Source organism: Winogradskyella forsetii, assembly GCF_013394595.1.
Lineage (GTDB): Bacteria > Bacteroidota > Bacteroidia > Flavobacteriales > Flavobacteriaceae > Winogradskyella > Winogradskyella forsetii.
Genome location: NZ_CP053348.1, coordinates 3,240,283 through 3,260,152, shown reverse-complemented (window position 1 = coordinate 3,260,152; position 19,870 = coordinate 3,240,283). Strand labels below are relative to the sequence as shown.

The following is a 19,870-nucleotide window of genomic DNA, read 5'->3' as shown; positions in this document are numbered from 1 at the left end:
TCATGAAAAACAAAAAAATATTTTTAGTTTGGCTGTTAGCGATAGCTTTTCTGACAGCCTGTAGTGAAGACGTTCTAGATTATAAACCAGAAGGATTATTATCACAAGATGATGTGAGTACCAACGAGAATTTAGAAGGGTTGGTTATAGCTGCCTATGCAAGTATAGCAAATGATGAAGTGGTTGGCCCAATAACGAATCAATGGGTATACGGCAGTGTGCGTGCTGATGACGCTTACAAAGGAGGAGGCGGTATCGGTGATGTAGATGTAATTCATCGTTATGAAATGTATAATCTAACCATTCCAGATTATGGAGATTGGATGACACCCAAAACTTGGGTGAACCATTATAAGGCTATAAGTCGTGCTAATTTTGCCTTAGAGTTGATTAACGAAACATCTGAAGCAGATTTTACTACAAAAACGCTAAGACAAGCTGAACTTCGCTTTTTAAGAGCCCATAGTCACTTCATGTTGAAATTGTTATTTAAAAAGGTGCCTTATATAGTTGAAACTATGACGGCTGAAGAAAAAGCAAATGCCACTAATGATATGACCAATGATGAGTTGTGGAATATGATAGCAGAGGATTTCTTATTTGCTTATAATAATTTACCACAAGCTCAAGATGAAGTTGGACGAGCCGATAAAAATGCAGCTGCAGCTTATTTAGCAAAACTACGTTTATATCAAGCTTACGAGCAAAATGACACACATCAAGTAACTAGCATAAACTCTGCTAGGTTGCAAGAAGTTATTGATTACGCTGATGATGTTACGGGAGCTTTAGAGCCAGATTTTGGGAATAACTTTTTAGATGGATTTGATAATGGACCAGAATCAATTTGGGCAGCTCAATTTTCAATAAATGATGGTACTTTGGTTAGCAGGGTAAGTTTTGTTACAGGGCTTAATTCTCCTCATGGTTCAGTCTTATATGGCTGTTGTGGTTTTCACTTAGCAAGTCAAAATATGGTGAATGCCTTTAAAACGGATACTAATGGCTTACCGCTTTTGGATACATTTAATGATACAGATATTTATGACTCAGTAGATGGTAATGGTGAAACATCACTTGCTGGTGGACTTACGTTAGATCCAAGAATAGACCATACCGTTGGTATTCCTGGAAGACCATTTAAGTACAGAAACATGGTTAACAATGCTGGGGATATGATTTATAACTTTAGTTGGGCTAGAGACCCTGGTGTTTATGGGTATTTTGGAAACATGAAAGAACAACAAGCTCCAGACTGTTCTTGTTACGTAAAAGAGGGGCCGTTTATTGGAACATCAAAAAATGTCGATTTTATTAGATATGCAGATGTCCTATTATGGAAAGCAGAAGCTATGATCCAACTCAATCAAGTGTCTCAAGGTATAGCAATAATAAATCAAATTAGAGACCGTGCAGCTAATAGTACTAACAGACCAATTAATGCTGGTGCTACTGATGTTTATGGTATTGGAACTTATCCATTAACACTTTCAAGTGAAGAAGCGCTTAAAGCGTTAAAGTTTGAACGTCGTTTAGAGTTTGCTATGGAAGGTGCCAGATTTTTTGATTTAGTAAGATGGGGTGAAGCAGCAGAGGTTTTAAATGGTTATGTAGATGTTGAGAAAACAAAAAGAGATTTTTTAGCCAATGCACAATTTACCGCTGGTAGAGATGAATACTATCCAATACCACAAAGAGAAATTGATATAACAGGAGGATTATACATACAAAATCCAGGATATTAATTAATTGAAAGGATTATAGTTTTTGAGTTAGTTTGGTAATTCCAGAAGAAATTCATTATAAATGGCTTCTTCTGGATATCAAAAGATTACTGATAATCATATAATAAACAAAAGAAGTTATGAAATCGAGAAATGAAATTAAATTTTTTACCACAGTACTTCTGTTAAGTCTTTTTATTATGGCTAATAGTTGCCAAGTCACAGATGATTCAGTAGATACAATTCAGGGACCTGATTTGACTAATCCAGATGATGATCCAGATACCGACCCTGTGTTTGAAAATTTGCAATGTACACCGCAGATAGAACAATCTGATTATTCAATTTATAAAATAGGATCAAATGGAAGACGTATAGGTGATTTAATGCCTATTTACGATGATGCTTCAAATAAATTTTATATATATTATTTGAAAGATATTTGGAATGATAACTCAAATCAAAGACATCCATGGTATACACTATCTACGACTGATTTTTCATCGTATGATGAGATTAGTTCAGAAATAATTAGTTCAAGTTCTGCAGTATGTGACCAAGACTTTGCTATTGGTTCAGGATCGGTCTTTGTTAAAGACAACATATATTACGGTTTTTACACAGGGCATAATCCTAATTTCCCATCAAATTGTGTAAATATAAAAGAAGGTATTATGTTGGCAACTTCAACGAATCCTGAAGCTGGTTTTACTAAGAACAGCACATTTACAACTATTTATGCGCCAACAGGAATGCAGTTTGATGAGCAAGATAATTTTAGAGACCCTTATGTTTTTGAAGATGCGGGAACTTACTATATGCTTGTTAGTGCCAGAGCAAATGTTGGTGGAGTTTTTAAAGGCGTTATTGCTTCTTACATATCGACAGATTTGTTGTCTTGGACATACGATGACATTTTTTACGATGGAGATAATAGTACTTACTTTATGATGGAAACAGCTCAAGTTTTCAAAATGGGAAGTATGTATTATTTAATCTTTTCTGATATTGATTCACGTAAAGTTTTATATAGAAAAAGTAGTTCAGCAACTGGACCATGGGAGCAACCAACTAGTTCAGAATTTCTAGATGGTAATGATTTTTATGCTGCAAAAGCAGTAAGTAACGGCACAGATGCCTTTATGATGGGGTGGACTGCAAGAACTGAGAATAATTTAGATTCTGGTGTTAAAACTTGGGGCGGAAATTTAGTGGCTCACAAATTAACACAAGACTCTAATGATGATTTGATGTTGTCTATACCAGATGCAATTAGCAGTGGTATGCAAACAGAAATTGCTCTAGAACTAAATAGAGAAATTGGCACTTTTGAAAAAACAGATGCAAACGAAGAGTCTTATAATCTTAGTAGTTCTACTAATAATGATGTTTCGGCGGTTTTTTATGAACCTATTGACGCACCAAGATATTTGATATCAACTACTGTATCATATTCACAATCAAATAGAGACTTTGGATTTTTTCTGGGTGCTTGTGACGAAAATGACAACGTAATAAGTTTACGTTTTGTACCAAGTGAGAATAAAATAAGATTAGATAAAACAACTAGGTCATCTTTATCAAGTTCAACAATTTCGGATAATGAGACTTCTTTCACATTAGAACCAAATGTAGATTATGATGTTAAGATGGTTGTAGAAAATTCCATAGTTGTAATCTATATAAATAACCAAGTTGCACTTACATCAAGAGTTTATAAAGCACCAAATACATCTTGGGGTGTATTTGCAGATAATAGCTCAGTGTCTTTTAAAACAATAAAAGTAACTAAACCGTAAGTAAAGTTACTCCTGTAAAGTATGCAGTATTTCAAAATAACAAATAAAATAAGAAAATCATGATTAAAATTATTAAAAGAATAGCGATGTTTTTAGTGTTCGGCTTCTTATTAACACTCACATCATCCTGTGAAGATTTAGAATTAGACCCAATTAATCCAACCATTGCCCAAAAAGTAAGTGGATTGAGCGTTGATTTAAATGGTGATGATGCTGTTTTAACTTGGACGAATCCATCAAATGTAAGTAGCATAGTTGTAAGTCATACCGATGGTATTGAAAACATTCAAAGTGCGGCAATAACATTTAGCTATGGCATTATTGATGTAAATAAGGATTATACATTTACCGTAAAAACAAAAGATGCTGAAGGTAATCTTTCTTTAGGTGAAACCGTTAGCTTACGTAGGGAAGGTCCAGAAGCTGTTCGTAACTTTAATGCTCAACAAGGTGGTAGTAACCTTATACTAACATGGGATTTAATAGAAACTGGTTTGCAAAGTATAAGGTTGCAAATCAATAATGATATAGTCAATTTACCTGGAGATGCTACATCTTATACTATAAGCGATATTGCTGAAGGGGATTATACTTTTAAAATCAACACTTTTGATACCGCGAATGTGATTTCACCTTCAAGAATTATTGAATACCTTGTGAGTTTTGATATTAGAAAAATAGCATTTTTAGGTGCTGCTGCTGAAAATACACCTGTGGCATGGGACGCCTGCAACGGTGGGGATTTTACAGTAGATGATGATGAAACCGCTGCCCAGTGGTTTCCAAATATTGCAGGACCTTTTACAGAAGTTACTTATCATTCGTTTACCGATGTAGCCAATGGCGAGGTAGATTTAAGTGTATATCATGCTATTTGGATTCAGTTCGATGGTGGCTGGTGGGGAGACAGGGTAGCCCAATTCCCTAATAATGGTGCTAACTGCATCATTGGTGAAGGCCCTGCGGATAGTCCAGCATGTTCAGATTTAGCCGATAATTTAATTAATAGAGTTACAACCTATTATGAGGCAGGTGGAAATCTACTTGTAAGCAATTTTGCTGCATTTATTTTAGATGATATTGGTGTGGTTGATGGTAATGGAGTTCCTAATCAAGCTTTTGGAGGTATAGGATATGAGGATTGGGCAACAGGTGATGCTTGGGGTGGTAGCTGGACAGCAGATACTTCTAGCCCATACTTTACTGGGGTATCTTCAAATGCAGGTGGTTGTATTGGAGCAGATTTTGAGACTTTAGCTGCTGGTACTTTAAAAAAGAATAGAGTCGCTCAATATAATATGGATTTTGGTCCATGGGAAGCTGCGACATTGGATGAAGCACGGTCAAATTTTGAAGCTGCTGTAGGTGGTAACATTCTTTGGGGTAACTGCGTAGGTAACGAAGTTTGGGGTGTTGAATGGCCATCAGATGGAACAGCTGGTACTGTAGTTTGTGCTATAGGTGGAACGTGGGATTGGGAAGTAGGTGGTGTGCCAAATGGTGATAATATGAAGATTATTACTAAAAATATTTTAAATCATTTGGCAGATTTAGGTCTTTCAAACTAATAAAATTTTTAACGTCAGTGTTAGAGTACACTGCCAGTGTTAAAATTATATTTTAAAACTTTGGATGAAAATACTAAAGAGTTATTAAATTCTAAACTAGAAAAAAAATAAATATTTGAGTTAGTGTTTAATTTAGTTGAATTTTTCCCAAAAGAATTTAAATTTAACTTCTTTTGGGATTTTTTTAAAAAGAAATATTATGGCTAGAATAGTATGTTTTGGAGAAGTATTATGGGATGTGTTTCCAACCCATAAAAAAATAGGAGGTGCGCCTTTAAATGTAGCAAGCAGACTACAATCATTTAAACATGATGTAACAATGATTAGCGCTATTGGGAAAGATAAAGGTGGAGCAAAAATTATGGAATACCTTAAAGATTGTGGTATAAATATGAGTTCTGTCCAAATACTTAGCGAATATAAAACTGGGAAAGTAAAAGTGATGTTAAATGATAAAGGTTCAGCATCTTATGACATTAAATACCCTCGTGCCTGGGATAAAATAGGTGTAACAGAAGTTTCTAAAACTGCTGTAAAAAAGGCAGATGCATTTGTGTTCGGAAGTTTGGTTGCTAGAGATGACATTTCTAGAAATACATTGTATGAGCTTGTAGAGCTTGCTAATTATAAAATTTTCGACCTTAATTTAAGATCACCGTATTATACGAAAGAAGTATTGTTTCATCTTATGAAAAAAGCAGACTTCATAAAGTTTAATGATGATGAGCTTTTTGAGGTAAGCAAGTATATGGGTTCTAAATATAACTCTTTAGAACAAAATTTAAAATACATAGCTGATAAGACGAATACAAAACATATTTGTGTTACTAAAGGGCCGCACGGAGCTGTTTTATTATATGATGACAAACTATTTTACAATAGTGGATTTCAAATAAAGGTCATAGATACGGTTGGAGCTGGAGATTCCTTTTTGGCATCACTTATTAGCCAATTATTAAACAAAAGTTCTCCACAAGACGCTATTGATTTTGCATGTGCTGTTGGTGCTTTGGTGGCTCAAAATAAAGGGGCGAATCCTAGATTAACACTTTCAGATATTCATAGTTTTATGACGCCTTAGAAGCTGCTATTTTTATTCACTCAAGAATTGAGAAAGTCTTAAAATTTGGTAATCGTTTCTAGCGTTTTTATCCGTTGATTTATTTCGAATGCAATTTTACCTGCCAGCAATCCGTGATTTTCATGGTTGAATGTTAAAACCTAATTTTGTTTTAGTGACAATCAGTTTAATAACGTTTAAGTTTTAATAATTTTTTTAATGACTTTGGCTAACTTACGTGGTGATTCCATGGGTATTAAATGTCCAGATCTACCAAACGTAATGAGTTTTGCCGTTTCTAGATATGGTAAAACCTCTTCTTGAATGGCATTAGTTGTTATTACAGGGTCATTCTTACTACAGATTACAAATGTCGGAACATCAATATTTTTGATTGCCCAGCTAATATCATTAGTCATTCCCGTTTCAATCCACCATTTCCAAGTTGCATTATCTACTTTTAGTTGACTTTCAACGGCATATTTGAACCTTTTTCTATTCAACTTTTTATTAGTGCTTTGCTCTACAGTTGTTACTGCACTATCTTGATCAGGATGATTTAACATTCGCTTTTTTTCTTCAGCAGTCATATTTTCAATAGTTGGAGGGGAAGGTGCAATTAGAATCATTTTTTGAGGTAAGCAGTCGTGATTTATAAAAGCAGTAAACAAAGCGAGTTTTCCGCCCATGGAATGACCAACCAATATATAGTTATCTAAGTCTAGTGCTTTAATTTGGTCACTGATCCATTGCGAGAAACTACGAATGGATTTTTCTTCTAAAGGTGACGTATTATCGAATCCTGGCAGTGTCAAAAAAATTTACAGTCAAACCTTTTCGGTAATTTCTTAGAAAGCCATTTCCAACTTCCACCGTCTCCACCGAAATAATGTATAAAAACTAAGGTCATTTTTTGTTGCGACATTTTTTATGATTGAATTACTAAATTAAAAGATCGCAAATTTAGGTATAGATTTTTAAAGTCTTCCGAGTTAAAATGTTATGGGTTATAAAAACTCTTAAATGTGTCAAAATTTCTAAACTCGCAAAATTTAGCTCAAAAAGGCTAATAACTAAAGCATTAAAGTTAATGACGCTTGCTCAAAACAGCTAGATTTGGAAACATCCATTTAATATTCTTATGCAAAAACCAAATGAACGATTAACAAACCAAACAAGTATTGTAACAGGTGCGAGTTCTGGAATAGGAACAGCAGTAGCTAAAGCATTAGCAAGGGAGGGTTCAAATGTAATTATTAATTATCACAATAATAAAATTGGAGCGGAGGAAGTCGCTCATGCAATAACCCAAGACTCCAAGAATGCTGGCGTTCGGATTAAACAGGCAGATGTTAGTGATGAGGCTTCAGTTAAGGAATTATTCAAGTTTGGTAAAACCGAATTTGGTACTATAGACATTTGTGTATCAAATTCTGGAATTCAAAAAGATGCACCATTGCATGACATGACAATTAGCCAATGGAACCAAGTTATTGGAGTCAACCTTACAGGCCAATTTTTGTGTGCTCGCGAAGCGCTTAAGGAATTTATGGCGAATGGTGTGCAGGAAAAAATTTCGTCATCAGCGGGTAAAATAATTCATATGAGTTCGGTCCATGAGGTAATTCCTTGGTCAAACCACGCTAATTATGCAGCGGCCAAAGGCGGTATAGTGATGTTAATGCAGAGTATTTGTCAAGGTTATGCGAAGTATAAAATTAGGTGTAATAGCATTGCACCTGGCGCAACTAAGACAGCTATTAATAAAGACGTTTGGAATAATGAGCAAAGCTATAACGACCTGTTGCGCTTAATACCCTACAACCGGATGGCAGAACCTGAAGATATTGGTGCTGTGGCCAGTTGGTTGGCATCAGATGAATCTGAATATATAAATGGAACAACAATCTTTGTAGATGGTGGGATGACGTGTTATCCTGGATTTACTACTAACGGATAAAATAGAATCATGGATTTAAAAATTAAAGGAAAAACAGCTTTGATTACAGGAGCAGATTCTGGCATTGGTTTAGAAACTGCGAAATTTTTAGCGAGAGCTGGCGTAAACATTATTCTATCGGATAAAGATGGTGGAGAAGAACTCGATGAAGCCAAGCGAATAGTGGAAGCTGAGTCAAACGATAACAATAAGATTGTTACAATAGCCGCTGATCTTTCTAAGAATGAAGGAGTTTTAAAGATGGCAAAACAAATAGATGATGATTTTGGTGGTGTACATATTGTATTTCACTCTGCAGGTGCTCGCGGTGCTGCAGATGATTTTTTAAATCTTACTGATGATGATTGGATGAAAACAATTGAAATAGATTTATTAGGAGCTGTGAGAGTTGCACGAGCCTTTATTCCTCAGATGCAAAAAAACAATTGGGGACGGATGATTATGGTCGCATCAGAAAATGCATTTCAGCCTTATGAGAATGAAAGTCCATACAATGCCTGTAAAGCTGCTATAGTTAATTTATCTAAATGCTTATCGAGATCCTATTCTAAAGAGAATATGTTATTCAATTGTATATCACCAGCATTTGTAAAAACACCAATGACCGAAGCCATGATGGAAGAAGTAGCGGAAGAACAAAATTTATCGATAGAAGAGGCTGAGGCGTGGTTTGTAAAAAATAAAAGACCACATATTGCCATGGAACGACGTGGAAAACCAGAAGAAGTCGCTTCAACTGTGGCATTTTTATGTTCTGAACACGCAAGCTATATCAACGGATCAAATATTAGGATTGATGGTGGTGCAGTTGAATCTGCTTTTGGATAAGATTAAATACTGCTGAGCTGCTTCGCCTTTGTGCTCAAACTTTTTTTCCAACTATAAAATGGCTCAGTACTTTCATTGTATTTACAAAAGGTTTCAACGGTACTTATTTCTTCTGTAACAGAGATTATTTCTAGCTTCTGTTTTAAAGTTCATTTCTAATATTTCATATTCTAATATATTGGTTTTGAAATTTAAAATATTACCACTAACTTATTGGGGGTTAAATTATTAGGTAAACAGATTTCATTTAGGTTTAGCTACTCCATATGTTCTTCTTCACTGTAATTAATATTAAAACGTCAGCCATTTTTATATTTAACTTCAGATTTAAAGTATGTATTGAAACTTTTAATAATTAACAGACATATTTATATTGCTGATAATCAATGTTTTAAATTGAATGTTAAAAAAATCTTAAATTATTCTTTGTAAGAATAATAATATTTTTTTTTTAATGAGTATATTTAGGTTCTAACTACTAAACCGTCAATGCATTGAAAAAAATACTTCCCATATTTAATTCTATTTTTATTTTAATAATTCTAGCTTTTATTATTGTTACAACTTTTTATGGTAATAAAAGAGCGGTTTATGTTGATAATGTTGAGTTATTTGGTGCTTTTAAGATGTCTAAAGAGATGAATGAATTACATACAACTAAGATTAGCATACAGGCTAAAAAAGTAGATAGTCTATATCAATTATTTCAAGTATCTGTAAAAGAAAAAAAGGAAGATAAATTACTTCAATATAATTTACAACAAGAGAATGCTAAACTTGAGGAATATCAGGCTTATTTTAAGAATTCCGTTAGCGAACAAGTATGGAGTCGTTTAAATGGATATGTAAAAGAGTATGGGAAATTAAAAGATTATGAAATCATATTAGGAGCATCTGGTAATGGTAATATTATGTATTCTAAAGATGAATTCAATATTACGAAAGATATAATAATTTATGCCAATACTAAATATGATGGCATTGAGTAGAACACTCTTAATATTAACAATTAGTATGTCCTTATTATTTTCATGTGCTAATGAAAAAAGTGAAGTGACAACGGAAGATGTAAATTTAAGATTAGATAACCTTGCAAACGTTGGTTGGAAAACAAAAAAGATAAATCAATACATTAAAACTATAAATTACACGGCTACAGAGGTTCCTATAGAGTATTATATTATAAAACAAGAGGGGTTAAGTGACTTAAACAAAATTGATTCTATAAGCAAAGCAAATAGTAGAGAGCGTGTTATAGAATTTCAATTTCATCATGATGAGGAAAGGGATTTGTTTTTAAAAGAATTTACAACTAAGAATTACGAAGAAACCGTAAAATATATGGCATTTAACCTTAAAAATGATTATTCCGTAGTAACTTCTTCGGGAGATACTGTTAAATGCTCTGGTGCAACATTAGAAAGAAATTTTAAAGTAGCTCCATTTAAAAGGGTGTTACTTTATTTTGGAAATATTCCAGAAAAGGATAAGATACAATTAGTTTACAACGATCGGTTATTTGGTAATGGATTAATAAAATTCAGTTTCAATGAGCAACCACTTAAGTTATAATAATATGAGCTTTAAAAAAGTAAGAAAAGGCAAGTTTACAAAAATTGTTGCTTGTTATTTGGCATTACAACTAGTAATTAGTACAGTGCAACCAACTGCGGTATATGCATTAACTAGTGGTCCATCACAACCAGAGTTTAATTCATTTACACCTATTGGAACTTCTGATATGGTGAACTTATCTAGTGGTGATTTTAATTATAATTTACCAATTATGGATGTCGGTGGATATCCATTAAACTTAGCTTATGATTCAGGTATAGCTATGGGTCAAGAGGCCTCATGGGTTGGCCTAGGTTGGAATATAAATGTTGGACAAATCGCAAGAAATGTACGTGGTATCCCAGATGATTTTAATGGTGATCAAATGGTCTATGAGAATAATATTAGGTCTAATAACACTTTTGGAGTTAATACAGGTTTAAAAGTTCCAATTTTGGGCTTTGATACTGATGATTTTCTACCTGTAAGTTTAAGTGCAAGTTTGGGAGTTCAATTTAATAATTATAACGGTATTACTTTTAACCAATCTTTTGGACCTAGTTTTGATATTTCTAATAATGTTGGATTAAACTTTCAGGTAGGTGCAAGTAATGGTAATGGGGCTAATGTTGATGCATCTGTGAGTATAAAAGAAAAAGGAAAAGACAAAACTGACAGTGCTGTAAATGGATTTAAAACAACCATAGGTGTTGGTCTTAATTCGAGGCAGTCCTTACCAACATTTAGTGCTAATGTTACAAAGTTGACGGGTGGGTCAAAAACTAATAAAGCTGAAACACGAACTAGTGCTTCTCAAAATGCTGAAGGTAGTGCCAGTATAGGATTGTCTTTTAATGACAATATGTTATTTACACCTATGAATGAGTTGTCCTACACGAATCTCAATTTGTCATTAAATGTTGATTTTGGTGTAGAAGTGTTTGGTTTTGAGGGGGCTGCAAGTATAACAGGCTGGGCAACCCTACAAAACCTTCAGAATGATGAAAAAAATAAACAAATCAATGCTTTTGGATATTTAAACACGGAAAACGCAGTAGTTGGGTCTAGTATATTAGACTTTAATAGAGAGAATGATAGGGTATTTAGTGAAAGAACTAATGTATTGCCTTTTACAAATTATACCTACGATATTTATTCTATACAAGGACAAGGTGTCGGCGGAACATTGAGACCTTACAGAAGTGAAGTTGGTACTATTTACGATGTTAATAGTGGTAATTTTGGAATTGGAGGCAGTGTAGGTGCTGAATTGGGGCTTGGAGGTTATGCTGAAGGAGGCTTGAATGTGAAAATAAACGCATCTAACAGTTATTCTGGGATATGGTCAACACCAGCATTACAGGATTTTGTATATGATAGTGAAAACCCAAATCAGGATATAGAATACGAACCTGTTTATCATAAAATGGTTGGAGAATTGTCTGCAGATTCGGAAATTGACTTATTTGAGAATCAAATGTACGATGTCTCGCCCTTAAAATTTGATATTATTGGAGGGAAATTTAATAGAGAGACAAATAACAGATATCAAATAAAACAATATAACCCTGATTTAACTATTAGTTATGTAGATGATTTTATAAATAAGGTAAAGCGAGATTCTCGTATACCAAGAACACAAACAGTACAAATGGTGACTAAAAGAGATGCTATTACTGCTGGAGATGGCTTGGTTGAAATTAATAATTTAGCAAAAGATCATCATCATGCTGCCATTAAAATATTAAAAGGAGACGGTAGTCGCTATGTCTTTGGGGAGACTGCATATAATAAGACAAAACGTGAGGTAACATTTGCTTTGCCTATTGGTGATAACAATCCTAATTGTGCAACAGGTTTAATAGACTATTCCCAATCTGGATATCCAGGAGATATTAACACTGTTAATAATGGTGAAGGGAAAGATCACTTTTTTAATGCCATAAACACACCTGCTTATGCACACACCTATGCTTTAAGTTCGGTGCTGTCCTCAGATTATGAAGATATTACTGGTGATGGTCCAACATTAGATGATTTAGGGGCTTACACTAAATTTAATTATCAAGTAACAAACGACTATAAGTGGAGAACACCTTATTTGGCTAATCATGCCTTATATTATGCTGGGCTAAATACAGAGGATGAAGATCAAAAAGCAAGTTATATATATGGCACAAAAGAACTGAAGTTTTTAGAGAAAATAGAAACAAAAACACATGTAGCTATTTTTACTTTAAGTAATCGTAGTGATGCAGTAGGCAGTGCAGGTGAAAATGGTGGTATGGGCTCTGCGAAAATGCAAAAAATAGATAGGATTTCATTATACTCTAGACCAGAATATGATGCCAACCCATCAACAGCAGAACCAATTAAAGTTGCGCATTTTGAGTATGATTATTTATTATGTAGAGGGATTAATAATAATGACGGTTCTTATGTAGATGATGATGAAGATGGTATTGAAGAGTCTACAGGGAAATTAACGCTCAAAAAAATGTATTTTACTTACAGAAATTCAAATATGGGGAAATATACACCTTATGAATTTAATTACAACGACTCCAACCCAAATTATAATTTGAAAGGTCATGATATCTGGGGTAATTATAAAGAGAATATTACACAACAAGGATGTAATATAGATGACCCTTTAACTACAGCTGAATTTCCTTTTGTAGATCAAAACCAAACTAAAGAAGAAGCAGATAGAAATGCTAACGCATGGACATTATCATCTATTAATTTACCATCAGGAGGTAAATTAGAACTAGAGATGGAGTCTGATGATTATCGTTATGTACAAGACCGTAAGGCTATGCAAATGTTTAAAGTTGCCGGTGTTAATAATCAAGCTTCAGGAAATCCAGATGGTGATGTATTATTTAATGATAGTAATCATAAGTACTTTCTGCACATTGAAATTCCTGAAAACGAAATCCCTGAAACAGAAATCACACCAGATTATTTTAGAGATAATTATTTATTAGATAAAGAAAATGCAGGTTTGGGTTTAATTGGTAGTGAAACAAACCCATTATATTTTAAATTCCTATTAAACACAACACAAAGTGACTATGATTATGTTACGGGTTATGCCATACTAGATACTAATCAAATAGAAAAATATCTTTATGATGATAAGATTTATGTTTCTATTAAATTAAAAAGTGTAGATAGAGAAGGTGGTATTTTTAATTCTGGTGTGCAAGTCAATCCAATTGCTAAAGCTGGCTGGTATTTCTCTAGAAAATATTTAAACAGACGTGTGTATAACTTGCCAGATGCCAATTTTGATGGTCCAGGGGATTTTCTGCAGGTAGCTCAGGCAGTGCTAAGTTCTTTCGGTAACGTTGCCGAAATTTTTCAAGGACCAAATCAGGCTTTACAACGTAAAAAAAATGCAAGAAAATTTAAAGCGAATAAATCATGGATAAGACTCTACCACGCTAAAGGTAGAAAATATGGTGGTGGTTTAAGAGTTAAGAAAATCCAATTATATGATAATTGGGATGTAATGACGGATAATTTGGACAATGAATTCTATGCGAGACATTACGGACAAGAATATAGCTATGATGACGATCAAGGTCTAAGTAGTGGAGTAGCAACATTTGAGCCTAATGGATCTAGAGAGAATCCATTTGTGCAACCTTTTTATGACGATGCACAAAGATTGCAGGCGCCAAAAGAGTCTAATTATGTTGAGAAACCTATAGGAGAATCATTATTTCCATCTCCAACAGTTACATATTCAAAGGTTGTGGTTAAGAATTTACAACGAATAGATGGAAATGATGACACCATAGTTGTTAAAAAGCACGCTACAGGAGAAGTTATTAGTGAGTTTTTTACATCTAGGGATTTTCCAACAATTACAGACCATACAGATATTACTAGTAAATTTGATGCCAGTGGATTTATAGGTAGATTATTAAAAGTTAAAACACAAAGTACGTTAGCCTTATCTCAAGGGTTTACTGTTGAAACTAATGATATGAATGGTAAACAGAAGAGTCAGCGAGTTAAATCGGAGTCTCAAGAACCTGGGGAGTTTATATCAGGTGTAGATTATTTCTATGCTTTAGATGTGAATGATGATAAAAAATTAAATAACAAATTAAATGTAGTTGATCCTGATGGTAAGGTATCTGAAAGTCTAATCGGTGTGCAATATGATATGATTACGGACTTTAGGCGTAATTTGACAAGTACAGATGTGGTTGGTTTTGATGGTAACCTATCAGTCTTATTAGGCCTTTTTGGGATTCCCTTTCCAATTCCAACGTATTTTCCAGTAATTCAAAAGGATAAAAATGACTTAAAAATGGCAACTGCAACGAAGGTAATTCATAGAACAGGTATAATGACAAAGAAAGTTGCTTTTGATTTAGGGTCTTCTGTAGAAACCGAGAACTTAGCTTTTGATGCACAAACAGGTGATGTATTGCTCACAAAAACAATCAACGAATACGGTGATCACTATTTTAACTTTAATTATCCTGCTAACTGGTATTACAAGCAATTGAAATCAGCTAGTACTAACATTAATTTAAGCGGTAGACTCGTTGCGTCTGGTGAATTTCATTCAGTAATGCATCCTTTTAGTACTGATCCTGCACATATTTTAACGCATACATTAATAGAAGGAGATAAATTAATAGTAGATGGATCAAGTGTTTTGTGGGTTGTAGAGAAAAATGCTTCAAACCAGATTAAATTAATGGATGCTAATGGGCAAATACAAACCGTAGACAATAAATTTTTTAAAGTCTATCGTTCGGGTTATAAAAATCAGCCTATGGCAAGTATGGCATCTATAACCACACAAAAAAACCCATTAGAGTCTGGTAGTATTAGCTATAGTACAGATTTTACTCAATTTGAAGTCGTAAATGCTAGTGCTGTAGAATATAGTGATGCATGGAATAGCCAGTGCGAATTTAGATTGCCTTATAATGAAGCACAGAATCTATTTGATAACGAAGGTAATATTACGGATATTAATATGTTAGGGTTTAATCCTTACTTATTTAATATTAAAGGTGAAACAAGAGCTATTAAATCGTATGCTTATTTAACCTCTAGAAATAATGGAGCTTTAGGTTATAATCCTCGTAAAGAAGGCTTCTTTAAAAATTTCAAACCATTTTATAAGGTTAATAATAGCGGAAATTGGACTAAGGTAGATGTCATCGATGATAATGGTATTGATGACGACACTAAATGGACTTTTACTAGTGAAGTCACAAAATATAGTCCTTTTGGTGCAGAGTTAGAAAATAGAGATGCTTTAAATCGCTATTCTGCTGCGCAATATGGTTATCGCTATACATTACCAATCGCAGTGGGCTCCAATACAAAATATCAAGAACTCGCCTTTGACGGTTTTGAAGATTATGATTATACACCAGATATAGCAGGCACTTCAACAGAGCCTGTAAATTCACATTTTAGTTTTAGTGACGAATTAAGTGCCGATGCTGTGATAGATCATGAAAATTCGCATACAGGTAGGTCGAGTTTAAAAGTTCTAAAAAATAAAAAAGTATCATTACTTAAAAATTTAGACGGCTTTAATGAGAACCCTTGTGAAACTATACCAAGTGGTATTGAGGTGTTATATGAAGACTCAGGGACTAATGCATGTTCAAAAACCTATTTAATTAGGGCAAATTGTAATACGATTAATTATAATGTTAGCATAGAACAAGAGGGGACTTTTATTAGGCTTTTTGATAGAGACGGTAATCCACTGGCAAATATTACGAGTGCTTCTGTAGCAAATGGAGCAATAAGTATTCCGTTAAGTCAAGATGTATTTTTGGAAATTGTGTCTTGTCAAGATGATATTCCTGATAACACTTTTATTGATGTTAAATGCGGCTCAGAAATTTGTTCATTTATAAGATTTGACCTAAACTAAAATAGAGATGAAAAAGATTATATACATATACTTACTCGGTTTTATCAGTGTTTTGTATTCTCAACAAGGAAACTACGAATTAAATACTGATGACCTTAATATGGTTGAAGATTCTAGTACTGGTTTTTTAGAGATAGAACTATGTGTTACTCAAGGACAAGGAATTTATAATTTGAAACCAGTCCTAGTCAATTTAAACAATCCAAGTGAAGTTATTCCTGATGATTTAGAATATAGATTAATACCAATAACCCATTCTGCACCTTTACCAAATGATCCATTTTTTGAATCAATTGATTTAAACCTTAATGATTTAAGGATATATTTAGGAATGACTGGCAACCAAAGAAGATTAATACAATTCAGAATAGAGGTAATAGATTATGATGTTGGAGATCCGTATTACCAATATCGCCTTTGGGATAGAATTTTTGTAATAACTTTAAGTAATGACCAACCTCTTGTTGGTAACGCTGAACAAGATATTACAACAACATGTAATACCCAACCAACGGTAAGAGATCTTGAAACAAATTCATCATACTCATATATTACATATTATAACGATCAAGGCGAGATAATTCCTAGTAATACTCAAATTATTCCTGCTGATCAAAATCCAACTGGAAATCAGCTGACTACGGGAGATGTTGTTACTTTGTATCCTAAAAATAGTGCAGGTATGGGTGATAACAATCATCAAGTTACATGTGATATATCTGGTTTAGAAATAACAATCGGTATTGTTACTATAGGTGAAATAGATACATATACTGGTCCTAGATTGGCCTTTAGTGCCCCTAATAATTACCCTGATATACCAGTTTGTGATATTGATGATGATATTAATATTGATTTATTAAGTGAAGACCCAAGTCAGCCCTTAGATTTTTCTAATGGACAATACTTTTTAAGAAGGGATGTTTCCCCATACAATACTTTACCGTTAACTCCTGTTTTTGATCCTATTGATGGTTCATTTGAAAATTTTACGGTAAACTTACTTAACGCATATGGTAATTGGGTATTTGATTCTTTTTGGAGATTGTATTATACACCTTCGGACGATAATGGTCCAATAACACTTTGCAATCCTATTTATTCTAATCGATTCTCAATAAATATTGAAAATGAAGGAAGAAGTATAGGTTCATATTATGACAGAGAGTATTTTACGAATGGTCTAGATGATCTTGATAATGATGGTATAGCAGAAGACGAATTAACATATAAAGGTATGTATAATTTGTTTGTAAGAGGGCAGGAAGAGCTAATAGGTGATTTAGGAAACCCAACACCCAATGCTCAAGGGTTTCTTCAATTTGTAAATAGACAAATTATAATGTATACTGACGAAAGTCTAACAACACCAATAACAAACTTTGACGATATTGTTGCGGAATTAAATGATTTAAGGACCGAATGTAATGCTACATTTTATTTTACAATTGACAATTCATCTACAGGTGAATGTTCTGGACCATATTATTTTGATACGACTTCTCAACATAGGCGATATAGAACACTAACTATTAGTTTAAGAGATTTAATAACCACCTATACAAACCCAGACCAATACTTCTGTAGTGCAGACAACCCTACTTTTGAAAGTTTACAGCTATTAGCTGAAGGTACTGGTAACCCAATTTATGTTTGGGGATCAGAGTTTGGTAACGATTTAATTTATGATCCTACACAAAGCACTGGAGGTGATGTACAACTTCAAAATGGTGATGAATATTGGATTCAAGAGTTTGGTTATCCAAATGTAGTGTGTACAAATAATTATGCAGAGATGTTTTCTTCCCAACGTTTTTATGTACAAGTTCACATTGTTAACAATTGCAGCCCAGAAACTGCAGAATGCCCATGTAATTCTTTTGAGCTAGAAAGAGGTGATAAATACATTGTTAGTGCTTGGGTTAAAGAAGACCATGTGGAACAAGTATTGACTTACGAAGATGCAAAGTTAGACTTAACATTTTTGCAAGGAGAAGAGATTGAACAAGAATTTTCTTTCTCTCCTACAGGAGAAATTATAGAAGGTTGGCAACGTATTATAGGTGAGTTTTTTGTGCCCATTACAGCAACTAAAGTTAGAATTGATTTAAATAATACTGATGGCATTGTGGTAAATCCAGAGCCAGTTGATATAAATGATTATTTTGAACCTATAATTCCTCAACAATACCTGTTTGAGACATATACGGTTAATGTTTTAAATGAGGATTTCTCTAATTGTGATAACGCACTTCAAGTAGTTTATACATTATTAGCTCCTGCCCCTTTAATTGAGAATAAAGTTTATAGAGTCTCAAACATTTTTGGCGGAATTTTAGGATCGCAATATATAAAAGTATTAAATGTAACTAATAATCCATCCCAAATCTTCGGAATAACAACGATACAATCTTCAGTCACATGTAATGAGCTTTATGAGGTTTTAAACCCTACAGCACCAGAAACAGATAGGGTAGATGTGTTTTACGATGATATTAGAATTCACCCGTTCAATGGAAACATGAAAAGTTTTGTTTACGATCCAATAACACAACGTTTAATGGCAGAATTAGACGAAAATAATTATGCTACCATGTATGAGTATGATGAAGAAGGTGGTTTAATTAGGGTGAAAAAAGAAACAGAAAAAGGTGTATTTACTATTCAAGAAACAAGATCTAAAAGCGCAACAAAAAATTAATGAAGAATATTATCATCATACTGGCTTTATTAAGTGTTACTACAATTTATTCTCAATCTTTTGATGAGGTTTTTACGAAATTTAGTAAAACAAAAAAAGAAACAGAAGAGTATCAGGTTAATCTAGATTACAAATTATATAAAGGCGTAAAAGGGACTAGAGTGTATGAAAATTATTCTGGAATGATGGCAATACATAATGGCACTAAATATCAAGAAGTTGGTGCAATGAAGCACATAGAAATGCCAAATGGTTTCATCAAACTTAATACCGAAGAAAAAGCCATGATGGTTGGATTGTCTTCAGTTTCAGCTTATCCAAGTTTAGAAGAAATTGATCCAAATTTAATATACACATATTATAATAAGGGAGAATTTGAAGAGAAGGATGGCTTATTTAAAATTAGTTTTAATGCAAAAGAGTATTCTAGCCTTCAAACATCGAGAATGGAGATACACATAGATAAAAAGACCTTTCATCAAAAGAAAGTTGTTATCTATTATTCAGTGCTCAAAGATTTTTCATTTTATGATGAAAATCATTTAAAGAACAAAACAGATGAATCAGTAGACTTTCCAAGATTGGAAATCTCATATTCAGAATATAAATCTGAGGTTCAAATTAATAAGAGTTTTTTTTTACAAGATTCATACATAGAAGTAACACCCTCTAAAATAGTAGGTGTTAACCAATATAAAGATTTTGAAATCATTTTAGCTCAATAAAGCTACTAACTAAAAGTTTAACCAT

At 33.4% G+C, this 19,870-nt stretch carries 12 protein-coding genes; 11 read left to right on the top strand and 1 reads right to left on the bottom strand.

Annotated features, from left to right (window positions below; translation table 11 throughout):
- The first annotated feature begins 2 nt into the window (after positions 1–2).
- The 4 genes from HM987_RS14130 to HM987_RS14115 all read left to right on the top strand — a co-directional run bounded on the left by HM987_RS14130 (position 3) and on the right by HM987_RS14115 (position 6,172).
- Complete coding sequence (locus tag HM987_RS14130; RefSeq protein ID WP_179008696.1) at positions 3–1,745, top strand: RagB/SusD family nutrient uptake outer membrane protein; 1,743 nt, start codon at positions 3–5, stop codon at positions 1,743–1,745.
- 119 nt (positions 1,746–1,864) lie between these two features.
- Positions 1,865–3,523: a glycoside hydrolase family 32 protein gene (locus HM987_RS14125; RefSeq protein ID WP_179008695.1), complete on the top strand. Its 1,659-nt coding sequence runs from the start codon at positions 1,865–1,867 to the stop codon at positions 3,521–3,523.
- 59 nt (positions 3,524–3,582) lie between these two features.
- Entirely contained in the window at positions 3,583–5,091 is a 1,509-nt protein-coding gene (locus HM987_RS14120) for a DUF4960 domain-containing protein (RefSeq protein WP_179008694.1), read from the top strand.
- Between the two features lie 199 nt (positions 5,092–5,290).
- A complete protein-coding gene (locus HM987_RS14115; protein WP_179008693.1) occupies positions 5,291–6,172 on the top strand; it encodes a carbohydrate kinase family protein in 882 nt (293 codons plus the stop codon).
- 176 nt (positions 6,173–6,348) lie between these two features.
- Here the strand turns inward: HM987_RS14115 and HM987_RS14110 are convergent, their stop codons facing one another.
- On the bottom strand, positions 6,349–6,966 hold the full coding sequence (locus HM987_RS14110) for an alpha/beta fold hydrolase (RefSeq protein WP_179008692.1): 618 nt from the start codon (positions 6,964–6,966) through the stop codon (positions 6,349–6,351).
- 326 nt (positions 6,967–7,292) lie between these two features.
- Here HM987_RS14110 and HM987_RS14105 point away from each other — a divergent pair, with 326 nt between their 5' ends.
- From HM987_RS14105 to HM987_RS14075, 7 genes are all read left to right on the top strand, one after another.
- A complete protein-coding gene (locus HM987_RS14105) occupies positions 7,293–8,111 on the top strand; it encodes an SDR family oxidoreductase (RefSeq protein WP_179008691.1) in 819 nt (272 codons plus the stop codon).
- Positions 8,112–8,120: 9 nt separating this feature from the next.
- Positions 8,121–8,939 (top strand): SDR family NAD(P)-dependent oxidoreductase, encoded by an 819-nt coding sequence (locus tag HM987_RS14100; RefSeq protein WP_179008690.1) that lies wholly within the window; start codon positions 8,121–8,123, stop codon positions 8,937–8,939.
- A 494-nt stretch (positions 8,940–9,433) separates the two neighbouring features.
- Positions 9,434–9,928, top strand: a complete 495-nt coding sequence (locus HM987_RS14095; RefSeq protein ID WP_179008689.1) for an OmpH family outer membrane protein — start codon at positions 9,434–9,436, stop codon at positions 9,926–9,928.
- A complete protein-coding gene (locus HM987_RS14090) occupies positions 9,897–10,511 on the top strand; it encodes a hypothetical protein (protein WP_179008688.1) in 615 nt (204 codons plus the stop codon). Before HM987_RS14095 ends, HM987_RS14090 begins: the two co-directional genes overlap by 32 nt.
- The gene (locus tag HM987_RS14085) at positions 10,489–16,419 is read left to right on the top strand and encodes a hypothetical protein (RefSeq protein ID WP_179008687.1); all 5,931 of its coding nucleotides are present in this window, start codon (positions 10,489–10,491) and stop codon (positions 16,417–16,419) included. Before HM987_RS14090 ends, HM987_RS14085 begins: the two co-directional genes overlap by 23 nt.
- Positions 16,420–16,426: 7 nt before the next feature.
- Complete coding sequence (locus tag HM987_RS14080) at positions 16,427–19,120, top strand: hypothetical protein (protein WP_179008686.1); 2,694 nt, start codon at positions 16,427–16,429, stop codon at positions 19,118–19,120.
- The gene (locus HM987_RS14075) at positions 19,120–19,845 is read left to right on the top strand and encodes a hypothetical protein (protein WP_179008685.1); all 726 of its coding nucleotides are present in this window, start codon (positions 19,120–19,122) and stop codon (positions 19,843–19,845) included. Before HM987_RS14080 ends, HM987_RS14075 begins: the two co-directional genes overlap by 1 nt.
- The last annotated feature ends 25 nt before the right edge of the window (positions 19,846–19,870 follow it).

Bases quoted from the DNA above. Each gene is read 5' to 3' on its own strand.
- HM987_RS14130 (WP_179008696.1), top strand. From the start codon at position 3: ATGAAAAACAAAAAAATATTTTTAGTTTGGCTGTTAGCGATAGCTTTT.
- HM987_RS14125 (WP_179008695.1), top strand. From the start codon at position 1,865: ATGAAATCGAGAAATGAAATTAAATTTTTTACCACAGTACTTCTGTTA.
- HM987_RS14120 (WP_179008694.1), top strand. From the start codon at position 3,583: ATGATTAAAATTATTAAAAGAATAGCGATGTTTTTAGTGTTCGGCTTC.
- HM987_RS14115 (WP_179008693.1), top strand. From the start codon at position 5,291: ATGGCTAGAATAGTATGTTTTGGAGAAGTATTATGGGATGTGTTTCCA.
- HM987_RS14105 (WP_179008691.1), top strand. From the start codon at position 7,293: ATGCAAAAACCAAATGAACGATTAACAAACCAAACAAGTATTGTAACA.
- HM987_RS14100 (WP_179008690.1), top strand. From the start codon at position 8,121: ATGGATTTAAAAATTAAAGGAAAAACAGCTTTGATTACAGGAGCAGAT.
- HM987_RS14090 (WP_179008688.1), top strand. From the start codon at position 9,897: ATGCCAATACTAAATATGATGGCATTGAGTAGAACACTCTTAATATTA.
- HM987_RS14085 (WP_179008687.1), top strand. From the start codon at position 10,489: ATGAGCAACCACTTAAGTTATAATAATATGAGCTTTAAAAAAGTAAGA.
- HM987_RS14080 (WP_179008686.1), top strand. From the start codon at position 16,427: ATGAAAAAGATTATATACATATACTTACTCGGTTTTATCAGTGTTTTG.
- HM987_RS14075 (WP_179008685.1), top strand. From the start codon at position 19,120: ATGAAGAATATTATCATCATACTGGCTTTATTAAGTGTTACTACAATT.